The organism is Lactococcus sp. EKM203L, assembly GCF_011800585.1.
In the GTDB taxonomy this organism is placed as follows: domain Bacteria; phylum Bacillota; class Bacilli; order Lactobacillales; family Streptococcaceae; genus Lactococcus; species Lactococcus lactis.
In genome coordinates this window covers 1-13,278 of sequence record NZ_JAALEQ010000003.1, presented here as the reverse complement: position 1 = coordinate 13,278, position 13,278 = coordinate 1, and the positions used below count along the sequence as shown (strand labels likewise).

The following is a 13,278-nucleotide window of genomic DNA, read 5'->3' as shown; positions in this document are numbered from 1 at the left end:
TTGAAAAGGAGAAGTGATGACAGTAAATATAGCAATATTGGGGTTTGGAACAGTTGGAACTGGGCTTCCAACTTTAATTTCTGAGAATAAAGAAAAACTATCAAAAATTTTAGATGAAGAAATCGTCATTTCAAAAGTTTTGATGAGAGATGAAAAAGCAATTGAAAAAGCTAGAGCACAGGGTTATCAATATGATTTTGCTCTAACTTTAGAAGAAATTTTGGCTGATTCTGAGATTTCAATTGTTGTTGAGTTGATGGGACGGATTGAACCGGCTAAGACCTACATTACGAAAGTGATTAAAGCGGGTAAAAATGTTGTCACAGCCAATAAGGATTTACTGGCTGTTCATGGAACTGAATTGCGTGCTTTGGCAGAGAAACATCATGTTGCTCTTTATTATGAAGCGGCTGTTGCTGGTGGGATTCCAATCTTAAGAACTTTAGCCAATTCATTTTCATCAGACAAAATCACACATCTTTTAGGAATTCTTAATGGAACAAGTAATTTTATGATGACGAAAATGTCAGAGGAGGCATGGACTTACGACCAATCTTTGGCCAAAGCTCAAGAACTTGGTTATGCTGAATCTGACCCAACAAATGATGTTGACGGAATTGATGCCAGTTATAAATTAGCGATTTTAAGTGAATTTGCTTTTGGAATGACGCTAAGTCCTGATCAAATTTCTAAATCTGGCCTCAGAACGATTCAAAAAACTGATGTTGAGATTGCTCAACAATTTGGCTATGTTTTAAAATTGACAGGTGAAATTAATGAGGTTGAATCAGGAATTTTCGCTGAGGTTAGCCCAACTTTTCTTCCCAAAAGTCATCCATTGGCCAGTGTCAATGGTGTTATGAATGCTGTTTTTATTGAATCAGAGGGAATTGGGGATTCAATGTTCTATGGGGCGGGAGCAGGTCAAAAGCCAACCGCTACGAGTGTTTTAGCTGATATTGTTCGAATTGTTAAGCGGGTAAAAGATGGAACAATTGGGAAGTCATTTAATGAATACGCACGTCCAACGAGTTTAGCTAATCCTCACGATATTGTAAATAAATATTATTTTTCCGTTGAAACACCAGATTCAACTGGGCAATTATTGCGCTTGGTGGAGTTATTTACAAGTGAAGATGTCTCTTTTGAACAAGTTTTACAACAAAAAGGTGATGGACATCGCGCAGTTGTTGTGATTATCAGTCATCAGATTAACCGCGTTCAACTTTTGGCCATTCAAGATAAATTAAAAGAAGAAGTAGATTTTAAATTACTTAATTATTTTAAAGTTTTGGAGGACTAGGAAAATGAAAATTATTGTACCAGCGACATCAGCAAATTTAGGCGCAGGTTTTGACTCAATTGGTATTGCGGTCAACTTGTATTTGACAGTGGAAGTACTTGAAGAAAGTAATGATTGGAAAATTGACCATGATTTAGGAAATAATATTCCTACTGACGAAAAAAATTTATTACTGACCACGCTGTCAGCAGTTTTGAAAGCTAAAAATAGTAGTCTGTCAGTAAAATATCATTTGAAAATGACTTCGGAAGTTCCTTTAGCAAGAGGTTTGGGTTCATCAAGTTCAGTCATTATTGCTGGGATTGAATTAGCTAATCAACTAGCAAAGCTAAATTTGACAACAGAAGAAAAACTTGAACTTGCTTGTGAAATTGAAGGACACCCTGATAATGTTGCACCAGCACTTTTGGGAAATTTAGTTATAGCAAGTACTGTTGCTGACAAAACGAATTATGTTAGCTCAGACTTTCCTTCATGTAAACTTCTAGCTTTTGTTCCAGACTATGAGTTAAAAACTGTTGAAAGTCGAAAAGTTTTACCTAAGGAATTGGCTTACAAAGAGGCCGTTGCTGCCAGCTCTATTGCAAATGTACTGACGGCCAGTCTTTTGACAAAAAATTTAAAAGTTGCTGGGCAAATGATAGAGTCTGACCGTTTTCATGAAAATTATCGCGCTTCTTTAGTTCCTGAACTGAAAATTTTGCGAGAAATTGGTCATGAATTTGGTGCTTATGGAACTTATTTATCTGGGGCGGGGCCAACAGTAATGCTCCTTTTACCCGATGATAAGCTGAATTTACTGACAGAAAAAATTAATGAGCAAAATTTATCTGGTCAACTTTATTCCTTGGAAGTTGACAGTAATGGATTACAAGTAGAAGAATCTGTATTATAAATACAGATTTTTTTTCTTGATTATTTTACATATAATAACAGATTGCAAGAAGCGCAACGAAAATATCCGAAAAACGTTGAAACAAAAGGCTCTATAAAGGGCTTTTTGATTTTCTCGTATCTCGTTTTTTTGAAGCAATATGAAAAGTTTTGAAGAAATTCTGCCCCTTTTTCTGCCCCTTTTTTGTATAAAAAAACCTGCAATTTTACAGGCTTATTTTGTTTAATTTTTCTACAATGTTCTTACTCATCTTATCTGTGACATGCGAGTAAATAGATAGTGTTGTATTAGGATTAGTGTGTCCTACTCTTTCCATGATGGCTTTTAAAGGAATACCTATTTCTGTAAGCATAGCAATGTGAGTGTGGCGAAATATATGAGTCGTTAATTTTTTATCACTTTTAACTTTTTTTAGACGACTATTCACAGTTTCGATATATTCAGGGAAATTGTGCCTATTTACAAATATAAAGTCTTCTGGATTCCCGTTGTTAATATTCATTTCACTATTCAAATTGATTCGTTCATCAAGTATTTTCCTTGCTCGTTCAGATAATGCGATTGTTCTTTCTGAATGAACGTTTTTTGGTGTTGTTTTAGAATGTGTGGTAGGGTCAAAAGAGCCAGTAATGTCTATAGTGTTAGTATTTACATTTTTATATTGTAATGCAGCACATTCTCCGTAGCGCAAACCTGTTAAAGCCATGAATTCAATGATTAGTGCAGTTGGTTTATCTATAATCCTAAGTTGATTCAAGATATCCCGCAGCTCATCAAGTTCAAGATATTTATCTTTTTTCGCTTGTCTCTGTTCAAAGGTTTCAATTTTCTTTTTTATTTTAACTTTAGAGGATGGATTATTTTCTATATACTCTTTAGAAATAGCGTAATCTAAAACCATACTAATATTAGACTTGATTAAAATCATATAGGGGTATGAGTAGTTATCTGCATAGTATAACTTTTCAAGAAGAGACAAGATATAATTCGAAGTAAGTTCTGTTAGAAGAGTTTTCTCAGGAATCATTTCCCTAATTTTATTTTTTGCGGAAATTCTAGCTGTAACAGTCCGAGCTTTAACCGTATTGTTGTATACAGTTAGAAACTCATCTTGGACTTCCCAGAAAGTGATAGAAGTTATTTTATTTTTTTCATCTTCAATTTTTTGCTTTTCTTTTTCAAGTTTTGCATCTATTTTATTAAACAGTAGCCTAGAAGCTTCATTTTGTGCCCTAGAACTATTCTTATCTAGCGTTACTGATACTTTCCTTAACTTACCTTTAGTATCTGTATAACGCTCACAGTACTTATATTTACCATTAGGCAAATCTTCTACCCACATTTGCTTTTTATACCTCATTTCTGATAAAATGGTATAGTAAAAGCCTTCCAGATAGAAGTGCTTTACTACATTCATGATAAATCCGCCCTTGCCGTCCAAAGTTTGGGCGGATTTTTTATTTCTAATAGAAAACTACAGCGAGTGCTGGAACAGTTATATTTCCACCCATAGTAGATTCGTAAGTATATAAGCCATATACTTTTCCATATAGCGTTACTTGATCACCTTCTAAAAGTCTATGGTTTTCCCATTCACTAGAGTCAATTTGAGCTAAATAAACATCATCATAATCACCATTTGTTGCAACTCTTAACGTAGCAGTACCATCATCACCATCAGTTACTTGAATGACTTTACCAGTAATTTGAAGTTTTTCCCCTTTATGTTTATTACCGTTTCTTGCCATTTCATCATATGTCAATGTTGGATAAGTAGCCGGGTTTTTAGCATCAGCTTCTTCCTTAGCTTTTGCTGCCGCCGCAGCATCAGCTTCAGCTTTATCTTTAGCAGCTTGGTCAGCGTCTGCTTTAGCTTTTGAAGCTTCAACTGCCTCAGAACTTGCTTTTTCTTTTGAAGTCATTGTTGATTGACTTTCCTTAGTGCTATCAGAAGAGTCTCCGCCATCTCCACCCTTAGCTCCACCAGTGAAGTGCATTCCTAAAGCGACAACGACAATTACTAAAAGCCAAAACCAAACTTTTTTATAGATTGGTTTTTGTGGTTTTGGAGTTTTTCCATTTTCCATAATGTTTAGGTTCCTAATCTAGCTTTTTATGAGAATCAAGACATTGCTCGTTTTTTTAATTAAATTGCAGTATTATAATATTCGTCGTATTTTGATTTAACGACTATCCAGCTTTGCTCATAAGGGCATCCTGTGACATCACAAAACAAATCAAAGTGTTCATAATCCCCATCATTATCTAGCCATAATTCCCAAAGAGTTAATATAGCCCCAATGTTAGCCCTAGATTCATGTTGGCTAACAGTATCGCATTGTCTAAGCCTACAATCGTCTTTATTCAATGCATGGTGAAGATCATGAGCTAAAGAAAAAGGAGTAACTAATGAAGGATTTATAGCGCATTGAAGAGTATGAGTGTTTATTATAACTTTGTTTGACATAGGAATAAATTGAATATCATATCCAAGATTTTCTATTTCTTTGATAAAAAAGTTAATAAGTTCTTTTTGTTCCATGCTTTACCCTCATTTTTCATCACGATTATAAAAAGTTGCGAATAAAAGCATTTTATCTTTCTCTGTTAATGGTTTGCCACCAAATGACAGCCATTCGTCCCAGTTAACATCTTCAAAGTTAACGTGGTCGCTGACAATATCTTTTAAATCAACAGGCTCTTTAATTTTTTCTATATCTTCTCTACCTAGCAAATAATCTACAGAAACATGGAAATAATCCGCTATTTTAGCTAAATCTTCCCCTTTAGGTTTAGATGTTTTCCAGCGGTAAATATTATTTTCGCTAAATCCAAGCTTTATTGCAAGCTCTTTTAAGCTTATTTTTTGTTTATCTGCTAAAGATTTTATTCTTTCAAATGTAGTCATATCAAGCCTTTCAAAATAAATGTTGAAATAAATTACCGAAAACGATACTTTATCATTGACAAAATTACCGAAAGTGCTATAATTGAATTTGTAAAGATTAGTTAGCCTTTCGGTTAGCAAATAGACCTATAAAAAGCACTTTAAACGCTCCGCCAAGAATGTTTTATAAAGCTTTTGTTAGGTGTTTTAACTATGCTTAAATAGTATCACTTTCGCTAAAATAAATCAAGAATTAAATACAGAAACGCTAACTTTTTCTTATACAAAATTATATACGGAGGTTTAAAAATGCCAACAAGTGACAATGGACTAAAACTTGTTAATTCATTCATTGAAGAGACAGGTATTGAAAAAATGAGTTTAGCGGCCAAGTACGGAGTAGCTAAAAATGTAATGATTGATATCCTTTCAGGACACCTTCAATCACCTAAAGCACATCAAGTCATCCTTAGAATTATTGATGACTTCAAATTACGATAAGAAAGGAAATTACAGCATGAACATTATTGAAGCGACAAAAAAAGCTTTGAAAGAAAACAAGGCAATTACAACTCCTGAAGACAAAGAACGTGGTACTGTTTTTGTTCCAACAAATTCAATGCCGCTTGGTATCGTTATTGTACCAACACACCCTGGTCTTGAAAAAGTTGAAGGAATTTATAAAGAAAAATGGGCTTCAGCCTGTAAGTTTTGGAACCCTAAAGCTGAAGACCTCTTAAGAGATGATTGGGAATTATATTAATTTAAAAACCCAATCCGCAATTTCTTTGACGGTATTAATATTTTTGTTTTCAAAATATATTATCGTCTTATCTAGCAAATACGAATCAATAATAGTGTTGTTACCATATCTATTAAAAACATACTCAGACCTAGATAGTTCATTCATAGTTTCCAGAACATCATCTGGTAACCAATCAGGTACTAATTCACAAATATCTGAGATATGTCCGATCCGCTTTGCAGAATTTTTTGAAACACCATTATTAATTTTACTAAGATACTCTTTATAAATTATTGCAAGTAATTGTTTAGAGTCTTTAGTTAATTGAATATCATCCACAACTTATTTCTCCTTTCCATAATATTAAGTAAATATCTGAGAAATATTTACAACAATATTATAGCACTCGGAGAATTAAAACATAGAAAGGATTCGAAATGAACGAATTACAAAATATTGATGGCTTCAATGCAAAAATTTACGGAACAGCAGAAAATCCTCTATTCCTCGCAAAAGATATTGCAGAACTCATTGAACACTCAAGAGCATCCGAAATGCTAAAAACAGTTGATGATGATGAAAAGCTGATGCAACCAATCCTTGCATCAGGTCAAAATCGTAATATGTGGTTTTTAACTGAAGATGGGCTTTATGAAGTTCTCATGTCATCTAAAAAACCACAAGCGAAAGTTTTCAAGAAAAAAGTAAAAGAAATCTTGAAGTCTATCCGCAAGCACGGAGCGTATATGAATAATGAAGTCATTGAAAAAACTTTAACAAGTCCGGACTTCATTATCCAGCTTGCCACTAAACTCAAAGATGAGCAAGAAGCACGTCTTGAACTTGAAAAAGAAAATAGTCAGCTCAGTCTTGAACTTGCTGAAGCAACTGAAAAGACTCGATACCTTGATTTGATTCTTGATAGTCCAGATGAATTAATTGTAAAACAAATCGCTCAGGATTACGGAATCAGTGCTGTTAAGTTTAATCAAATTTTGAATAAACTACGAATTCAATATAAGCAAAATAATCAATGGATTCTTTATTCAAAATTTCAAGGTAAAGGATATATCAAGAGCCGTACATTTAATTATATCGGATCTGACAAAAAGCAACACACACGAATCAATACTTGCTGGACTCAAAAAGGTAGAGAATTCTTATATCGTAAGCTTAAAAAAGCTGGATATTTACCAGTTGTTGAACAAGATGTTGCTTAGAAAGGAAATCTAATGAGCTATCAACCAGATGATTATCTGACAACAAAAGAGATTGCAGTTGAGTTTGGAGTTACAACCAGAACAATTTATACCAGAAAAAAGGAAATGCAACTTATGAAAGGTTTCAGTTCAGGTATTTTTCTCGGAGGTCGTAAAATTCGCTATAAAGAACTATGTGATTTTCTTAGATATGTCCACACACCGGAATACCGTATTGAAAAAAGAGATTTAGAAAATAAAGGTTTGCTTCCTAAATCTAAAAAGTGAGTTAGGAGGTACTTATGACCTACACATACATAGTCAACCCAGAAACGGGCGAAATCTTGTTTGACCTATTCCACGACTTAATCACACAAAACATCAGAGCAATCAAGCTCATTGCTAAGAAATTAAACGCGGTGCTCCGCTAGAAAAGAGAAATTTATGAATCCAGAAGATGTAAAAGTTGGAAAAGAGAACAAAATGACATTAGCAGAAGCAATTACAAAATTTTCAATTGAAGTACTACAACTTGACGAAACAAAAAACAGCCCAGAAATGGTTGCAGCCATTACTGAACTGTTGAAAATTGAAAGAACTTCTAATCGTTTATCAAAGCTATAGATTTTATTTCTGAACCATTAACTGATAGTTGATAACGCCCTTTAAAGTTATATGTTCTACCATCGGCAATGGAAAAAGTTGATAAATCATCTGTTAGAGTTTTACGACTTCCGTTGGCTACGTAACTTACACTTTCAAATTCAGATATTGTTTCATCTGAACCAGTTTTAAAATCAATAATAAGTTTCATTAATATTTACTCCTTTCAATAAAATTTTGAATAAAAACAGCTAGCCGCGGTATTTCATTCTACTATATTATATCAAAATACATTTTGTTACACAAACTAAAGATACAATATATTGTGTCAAAAAGTATTTACATTTCAAAGGAGACACAAGATGTTGTGGTTAATCATTGAAGAAAAACTTAAAGAAAAAAACATGTCAATATACAGACTTTCCAAATTGTCAGGAGTCAGTACGCAGTCCTTATCTGCTATCAAACTTGGTCAATCTAAGAAACCTAGCTTTGAGATAGTCATTAAGATAGCTGAAGTACTTGATATTGACTTAAATCAATTTAAAAAGAAAGGACATTAAAAATGTTCGGATTTAAAACAGAAGAAGAAAAAGCTAAGTTAGCTGATTATGACAGACTTTTAGCTGAAAATAAAGATTTGCTAGCTCATGATAAAGCGATGGAAAAAAATCGTAATGAGTGGATGGATTACGCTAAAGCCATTGAAGCTAAACTTGAAGCAGTTGAAACAGAATTAATTATTCGTCGTAAGAATGATGAATTTCGTCAGAAGTTAACAGTAGCAAAATAAAAAAGACCGCACGGGAATGCGGACTAAGACGTGATGTGTCTTTATATTTTAATACCTAGATTATATCACGTTTCAACAAAAATCAGAAACGGAGAACATTAAATGACCGAAGAAAAACCAAGATTTAGTTTTTCTGATATTAGAACTTTTCAGGAATGCCCGTTTAGATTAAGGGAAAGAAAAGCAAAAAGATATGCTGAATCTCCTACGGAAGCTATGCTAGTTGGCCTTTATGCTCATGCAATGCTTGAGGGAGATAAAAGTACTGATGACTTTGTACAAGAGCATTCTGTGGATATGATGGGCAATATTGGCAAGAAGAATCAAGCCATTAAAAAAGTTTTTAAAGATATTGTGATGGCAGTTAATGAAGTTAAAAAAACTGAAACTTATCAGTCTTTTGATACTTTGCATACTCACAAAGAACTTTACATCAGAGCAGATTATGATGATTTTGTGATTAGTGGAAGAATTGATGTCTTAAGGTTTGACCATGAAAACAAAACGATTGAAATCATCGACTGGAAAACAGCCGCAAGTTTTGAAGATATATTTGATAAAAATATCAGAGCTTATTTGGAATGGTACAGCCATTATAGAGAGCAGTTAGCTTTATACGCATGGTTAGTTGCTCAAGAATTCTCTGATTATACAAAAGTTGATTATAGAGTAGTTGGGAAAATTGTCGGATTTACCAAAAAACTTCCAGTAAATATCAAGACAATTACGATGGATTTTGGGAAACTTGCTGATATTTCAGATAAAATTCTTGTTCAAACTGTGTTAGCAGAGTTGGATAATATCGCTCATAGTATTGATCATGAGGGAATGGATGGATACTTTTGTCATAACTGTGACTGCTGTATCCAAAACAAAAAATATGAAGAATTAGAGGTAGAAGTATGGTAATGCAAATTAAACCTGCAGGAATAAGAAAGCCTAAATTGAATCGCATATTGATTTCAGGTTGCGGCGGATCTGGTAAGACGACTTTAGCAGCCAAGTTCGCAAGTAGCCCAGAACGAGCTTTGTTCATTAGCACAGACGGGAATGCGAATCGTCAAGGATATATGGCAATTGACTTCGAGTTCCCTCAAAAAGCAGAACAAGTTGTTACTAATTTTCTTCAAGCATTAAATATAGCAGAACAAAGTTCTGATAGCTGGGAAGTTCTCATTATTGATTTAATTGAGGATTTTGACGAACGAACTCAAAGTTTATTGCGCAATGAATTTAGTAATCAAAAATCAGCACAACGAGCTTGGGGGAAAATAAACAGTCTTTTTAAAGATATGCAAAGTTTATTAATGAGTAAATTTCGAGAAAAAACGATTATTTTACTTAGTCGCGACGTAGAAGAGTTTGATAAAAAATCAGGCGAGATTATTGGATATACTCCAGCGCTACGCCGAGCGATGAAAAACATCATATTAAAAGACCAAGATGTTGAAATCCGTGCCTATTTTGATAGAAATCATAATAGACAATTTGACATTTCTAATCTGCGTTATGAAGAAACTAAGGAAACACTCCAACAGATTATTTCTAAACCGTTCGAAATCCCTCAACCTGCAATTGACCCAAAAGAGCAAAAAGAGGTACAAGAAAAAGCTAATAAATTAAAAGCGCAATATGATAAAGCTTTTGCGGCTGCAGCATCTCATGATGCAAGTGATAAAGATATTGAGTATTGGAAAAATATGGAACCATCAGAAGCGATTATGTCTATTGCCGATTGGATTCGAATTAAAGAATCCGCTCAGTCAGTCGTTGGTGAAGAAGAACCAATTGTGGATGAATTATTTCCAGTAGGCCAAAACTAAACCTATGAGCAAACTGCAGTCCTCACTAATCCTGAGCAGTAGAATTAGAAATAATTCAACTTTAAGCAAGACTACCTTGGGCGGTAGTTTCGTATTTAGTCAAAGCTGGAGGGTGGCGGAACGAGCCGTAAAGTCAATGAGTATTTAGTGTTTACACATAACCACTCATCGCCAGCTTTTAATTGAAAAATAAAAATTGAAATAAATATAGAAGAAAGGAGAAAGTTTGGAACAAAGTACAAAATTCTTCAATCAAATCCCAGTTCCAATTGTGGAAGCTGATGACTTAAATGATTTTGAAAAACTTCTTTTTAGTGAAATATACACGATGGCAAATTCATTTGGAAGTATCTTTCCTTCAAATGCTTATCTTGCTAAAAGATACGGCAAGACAAAAGGAACTGTTTCAGCTAATCTGAAGCGTCTTGAAGAAAAAGGATACATTAAATTAGAATATGAGTTTGAAAATGGAGAAGTTAAAAAGAGATATATTTATCCCTATGTTGATAAATCGGTAGGGGGTATACCGAAGAATCCGCATACCCCTACCGAAGAATCATTAGAGGGTATACCGAAGAATCGTAAGTATAATATATCAACTAATAAATCAATTAATATATCAAATAATAATATATCGGACAAGTCCGATAAAGAGTCTGATTTAGAAACTAGATTTAACAATCTTTGGAAAATATATCCTAACAAAAAAGGTAAACCTAAAGCTCTATTAGCTTATAAAAGAGCTGTAAAATCTGGAACGACAGACGAAGAGATTAAAACGGGTCTTGAAAACTATTTGTCAGAAATACGAATAAAAAATACCCAACAGAACTATATAAAGCATGGTAGCACATGGTTTAACGGCAAAGGTTGGGAAGATGACTATGATTTAACGCCTATTCAAGGATTTAAAAATAGCAAAGTTGTCAAATCTGCTCCTAACTGGTCTAATCAAAGATTTGAAAAAGACGAAGAAACGCTGACAGCGGAAGAATTCGAGGAATATATGAATGGCTTGGACTCTTAAAAAACGTGCTCTTGATGAGGGGCTATCAGAATATTACCGTAGCTTTATTCCTGGGATTACCCATAAACAATACTGCAGATATGTTGAAAAAGCTTATGAAGAGGAAATAGTATTAAGTCCTATCACTTTTGTCGCAATAGTTAAAGGTATTGACAATGAAAAAGCAACCGAAATATTTTTTGAAAAAAATAAAGAACTGACAGATTCAGGAGTAATTCCTGCAATTGCTAGATTTGGAGAAGCAAGTGAAATTCCAGCAAACTAAAAAGTCAAAATATGGAGCAAAGAAAACAACGGTTGATGGTATTGTGTTCGATAGCAAAGCTGAATCAATCTACTATTTGCAACATAAAAATGATGAGCGGATGACCATGCAAGAGAAGTTTGTTCTTATGGATAAATTCAGATTGAACGGAAAACTTTATAGAGAAATAGCTTATAAAGCGGACTTTGTTTTCAGAAATGAATCTAACGAGATTATCAAAGTTGTCGATGTAAAAGGTATGGTCCTACCTGAATTTAAAATGAAAGCAAAATTATTTGCTAACAGATATGGAATTCCAATAACAATTGCTAAGAAAGTAGCGAGAATGAATATGTTCGAGGAGAGCGAGATATGACTGAAACAGCAAAAGAGCTTTTACGAAAAACTAAAGTAATTAGGGATAATTTTTATCCTGAGCCAGTTGAACCTGATCATGATGATGAACTAAAAATAACCTTTAAATTTTTATCAGAAGTGATTAATTATCTTGAAAATAATACTGGCGAAAAAATGATTGAAAAGCTCCAAGAACAGCTTAACAGCAAGGTTAAAGTACTGACAGAAATCAGAGAAAATATCGAAGAGCATAACCAAATTTATGATTTGAGCGTAGATACTGCATTACTTTTAGAAGGAATTGACGGAATAGCACTCGAGGCGATTGGAGAAAACCATGATTAAAACAAATTTTGTCACTTTGAAAAAGCTATATGGATTAGCAAGAAATAATAATTTCAAAGCCACTAAAAAAGACTTATCTGTAAAAATCAGCGGTCGAACTAAGCATAATCACGAACTTTCTCAGCTTTATTTGGATATTTGCAATAAATATAACCATTCAAAGCAAATGAAATGGAAAGATTTATACAAAATACTTGAAGAATTAATTTCAGGTTTAGCAATTGAACTTTAATAGCTCTAATTCATGAAAATTACGGTTACATTGAGCGCTTAAACCATTTCATGGATAATTTATCACGAACAATCTAAAAGCGCTTAGAAGCTAAAATATGAGGTGTTAATATGACAACGCAAAAAGAAAAGAATGTTTTGGAATTTAAAGATAAGGATATTTTGAAGAACCATAAAGTCGCTGACAAAGACGATGAATGGTTTCATGAGCAATGGAAAAATAAACTAAGTGGATTGAAAGAGGCAGGAGATGGCAAGGTTAGAAAAAATTTATGATGTATATTTCAATGGGATAAAAACGGGAACTGGTACAAAAAAAGAACTTTCGAAAATGCTTCTTGTTTCACCTCATTCAGTCGCTGGATGGGTTAAAAATGGAAGAGACAATTCTCCAAAAAAGAACGCAGTCAAAATCGCAGTCGTAAATGAAAAAGCGATGATGGAAAAATATCCCGGTTGGAAACCTTATGGCGGTTCAAAGTCTAAGACTTCTGATGAAATAACTGATCGTGACCGAAGAAAGCACGAAACAAAAGAAGAACGTAGATTGCGAAGAAATATCAGAGCACAAATGGCAATCGAAAACTCAAGAAAAGACGACAGCGTCTTTAAATAAAGGAAAAACAATGAATAAAAAATTAATTACAACAGCAGTAGTCGCAGCAGGAATCTTTGGTTCAGCAACTTTTGGAGCTTATGCAGCTAATGCATGGGCAGGACATCAAAATATGGTCGCTGTGCAACAGAATATCTCTATCTTGAAACAACGCTTGCTAGACCGAAACGAACAGCTTAAACAGGCAAATAATAGCTCACAGCAATATGC

At 33.8% G+C, this 13,278-nt stretch carries 24 protein-coding genes and 1 pseudogene; 19 read left to right on the top strand and 6 right to left on the bottom strand.

Features of this window, described 5'->3' with window-relative positions:
• Positions 1 to 16: 16 nt before the first annotated feature.
• A complete protein-coding gene (locus tag HFD15_RS05845; protein WP_058207961.1) occupies positions 17 to 1,303 on the top strand; it encodes a homoserine dehydrogenase in 1,287 nt (428 codons plus the stop codon).
• Positions 1,304 to 1,307: 4 nt separating this feature from the next.
• Complete coding sequence (thrB, locus tag HFD15_RS05840) at positions 1,308 to 2,198, top strand: homoserine kinase (RefSeq protein ID WP_057720245.1); 891 nt, start codon at positions 1,308 to 1,310, stop codon at positions 2,196 to 2,198.
• Positions 2,199 to 2,403: 205 nt separating this feature from the next.
• Here the strand turns inward: thrB and HFD15_RS05835 are convergent, their stop codons facing one another.
• The 4 genes from HFD15_RS05835 to HFD15_RS05820 form a co-directional block, all read right to left on the bottom strand.
• The gene (locus HFD15_RS05835) at positions 2,404 to 3,540 is read right to left on the bottom strand and encodes a site-specific integrase (protein WP_167593432.1); all 1,137 of its coding nucleotides are present in this window, start codon (positions 3,538 to 3,540) and stop codon (positions 2,404 to 2,406) included.
• A gap of 121 nt (positions 3,541 to 3,661) precedes the next feature.
• Positions 3,662 to 4,285, bottom strand: a complete 624-nt coding sequence (locus tag HFD15_RS05830) for a hypothetical protein (protein WP_058204757.1) — start codon at positions 4,283 to 4,285, stop codon at positions 3,662 to 3,664.
• Positions 4,286 to 4,344: 59 nt separating this feature from the next.
• Positions 4,345 to 4,740: a hypothetical protein gene (locus HFD15_RS05825; protein WP_153241570.1), complete on the bottom strand. Its 396-nt coding sequence runs from the start codon at positions 4,738 to 4,740 to the stop codon at positions 4,345 to 4,347.
• 9 nt (positions 4,741 to 4,749) lie between these two features.
• Positions 4,750 to 5,106 carry an XRE family transcriptional regulator gene (locus HFD15_RS05820; protein WP_096817645.1) on the bottom strand — a complete coding sequence of 119 codons (357 nt, stop codon included), beginning with the start codon at positions 5,104 to 5,106 and terminating at the stop codon, positions 4,750 to 4,752.
• Between the two features lie 288 nt (positions 5,107 to 5,394).
• Here HFD15_RS05820 and HFD15_RS05815 point away from each other — a divergent pair, with 288 nt between their 5' ends.
• Both HFD15_RS05815 and HFD15_RS05810 read left to right on the top strand, forming a co-directional pair.
• Complete coding sequence (locus tag HFD15_RS05815) at positions 5,395 to 5,586, top strand: hypothetical protein (RefSeq protein ID WP_029344191.1); 192 nt, start codon at positions 5,395 to 5,397, stop codon at positions 5,584 to 5,586.
• A 16-nt stretch (positions 5,587 to 5,602) separates the two neighbouring features.
• Positions 5,603 to 5,848 (top strand): hypothetical protein, encoded by a 246-nt coding sequence (locus HFD15_RS05810; protein WP_038603268.1) that lies wholly within the window; start codon positions 5,603 to 5,605, stop codon positions 5,846 to 5,848.
• On the opposite strand, the gene HFD15_RS05805 is transcribed toward HFD15_RS05810, so the two are convergent.
• Complete coding sequence (locus HFD15_RS05805) at positions 5,840 to 6,169, bottom strand: hypothetical protein (protein WP_038603270.1); 330 nt, start codon at positions 6,167 to 6,169, stop codon at positions 5,840 to 5,842. The two genes, HFD15_RS05810 and HFD15_RS05805, sit on opposite strands and share 9 nt — an antisense overlap.
• Positions 6,170 to 6,267: 98 nt before the next feature.
• Here HFD15_RS05805 and HFD15_RS05800 point away from each other — a divergent pair, with 98 nt between their 5' ends.
• The 3 genes from HFD15_RS05800 to HFD15_RS05790 all read left to right on the top strand — a co-directional run bounded on the left by HFD15_RS05800 (position 6,268) and on the right by HFD15_RS05790 (position 7,653).
• Entirely contained in the window at positions 6,268 to 7,050 is a 783-nt protein-coding gene (locus HFD15_RS05800) for a phage antirepressor KilAC domain-containing protein (protein WP_167593431.1), read from the top strand.
• A gap of 12 nt (positions 7,051 to 7,062) precedes the next feature.
• Positions 7,063 to 7,317, top strand: a complete 255-nt coding sequence (locus tag HFD15_RS05795; protein ID WP_167593430.1) for an AlpA family transcriptional regulator — start codon at positions 7,063 to 7,065, stop codon at positions 7,315 to 7,317.
• 156 nt (positions 7,318 to 7,473) lie between these two features.
• Positions 7,474 to 7,653, top strand: a complete 180-nt coding sequence (locus HFD15_RS05790; RefSeq protein WP_167593429.1) for a hypothetical protein — start codon at positions 7,474 to 7,476, stop codon at positions 7,651 to 7,653.
• On the opposite strand, the gene HFD15_RS05785 is transcribed toward HFD15_RS05790, so the two are convergent.
• Entirely contained in the window at positions 7,631 to 7,843 is a 213-nt protein-coding gene (locus HFD15_RS05785) for a hypothetical protein (RefSeq protein ID WP_167593428.1), read from the bottom strand. The genes HFD15_RS05790 and HFD15_RS05785 overlap by 23 nt on opposite strands.
• 151 nt (positions 7,844 to 7,994) lie before the next feature.
• On the opposite strand from HFD15_RS05785, the gene HFD15_RS05780 reads away from it, so the two are divergent.
• From HFD15_RS05780 to HFD15_RS05725, 12 genes and pseudogenes are all read left to right on the top strand, one after another.
• The gene (locus HFD15_RS05780) at positions 7,995 to 8,195 is read left to right on the top strand and encodes a helix-turn-helix domain-containing protein (RefSeq protein ID WP_167593427.1); all 201 of its coding nucleotides are present in this window, start codon (positions 7,995 to 7,997) and stop codon (positions 8,193 to 8,195) included.
• A 2-nt stretch (positions 8,196 to 8,197) separates the two neighbouring features.
• Entirely contained in the window at positions 8,198 to 8,425 is a 228-nt protein-coding gene (locus HFD15_RS05775) for a hypothetical protein (RefSeq protein ID WP_167593426.1), read from the top strand.
• Between the two features lie 102 nt (positions 8,426 to 8,527).
• On the top strand, positions 8,528 to 9,334 hold the full coding sequence (locus HFD15_RS05770) for a PD-(D/E)XK nuclease-like domain-containing protein (protein ID WP_167593425.1): 807 nt from the start codon (positions 8,528 to 8,530) through the stop codon (positions 9,332 to 9,334).
• A complete protein-coding gene (locus HFD15_RS05765; protein WP_238785295.1) occupies positions 9,334 to 10,248 on the top strand; it encodes an AAA family ATPase in 915 nt (304 codons plus the stop codon). Before HFD15_RS05770 ends, HFD15_RS05765 begins: the two co-directional genes overlap by 1 nt.
• Before the next feature lie 226 nt (positions 10,249 to 10,474).
• Positions 10,475 to 11,275 carry a helix-turn-helix domain-containing protein gene (locus HFD15_RS05760; protein WP_167593423.1) on the top strand — a complete coding sequence of 267 codons (801 nt, stop codon included), beginning with the start codon at positions 10,475 to 10,477 and terminating at the stop codon, positions 11,273 to 11,275.
• A complete protein-coding gene (locus HFD15_RS05755) occupies positions 11,259 to 11,540 on the top strand; it encodes a hypothetical protein (protein ID WP_167593422.1) in 282 nt (93 codons plus the stop codon). The genes HFD15_RS05760 and HFD15_RS05755 overlap by 17 nt, the downstream gene beginning before the upstream one ends.
• On the top strand, positions 11,521 to 11,895 hold the full coding sequence (locus HFD15_RS05750; protein WP_167593421.1) for a DUF1064 domain-containing protein: 375 nt from the start codon (positions 11,521 to 11,523) through the stop codon (positions 11,893 to 11,895). Before HFD15_RS05755 ends, HFD15_RS05750 begins: the two co-directional genes overlap by 20 nt.
• Entirely contained in the window at positions 11,892 to 12,221 is a 330-nt protein-coding gene (locus tag HFD15_RS05745; protein ID WP_167593420.1) for a hypothetical protein, read from the top strand. The genes HFD15_RS05750 and HFD15_RS05745 overlap by 4 nt, the downstream gene beginning before the upstream one ends.
• Entirely contained in the window at positions 12,214 to 12,453 is a 240-nt protein-coding gene (locus HFD15_RS05740; protein WP_167593419.1) for a DUF1031 family protein, read from the top strand. Before HFD15_RS05745 ends, HFD15_RS05740 begins: the two co-directional genes overlap by 8 nt.
• A 110-nt stretch (positions 12,454 to 12,563) precedes the next feature.
• Positions 12,564 to 12,728 carry a hypothetical protein gene (locus HFD15_RS05735; protein ID WP_058211275.1) on the top strand — a complete coding sequence of 55 codons (165 nt, stop codon included), beginning with the start codon at positions 12,564 to 12,566 and terminating at the stop codon, positions 12,726 to 12,728.
• Positions 12,703 to 13,068, top strand: coding sequence for a DUF658 family protein (locus tag HFD15_RS05730; RefSeq protein ID WP_167595241.1), 366 nt, complete (start codon positions 12,703 to 12,705; stop codon positions 13,066 to 13,068). Before HFD15_RS05735 ends, HFD15_RS05730 begins: the two co-directional genes overlap by 26 nt.
• A gap of 10 nt (positions 13,069 to 13,078) precedes the next feature.
• Positions 13,079 to 13,278 (top strand): annotated as a pseudogene (locus tag HFD15_RS05725) (hypothetical protein); the annotation flags it as partial.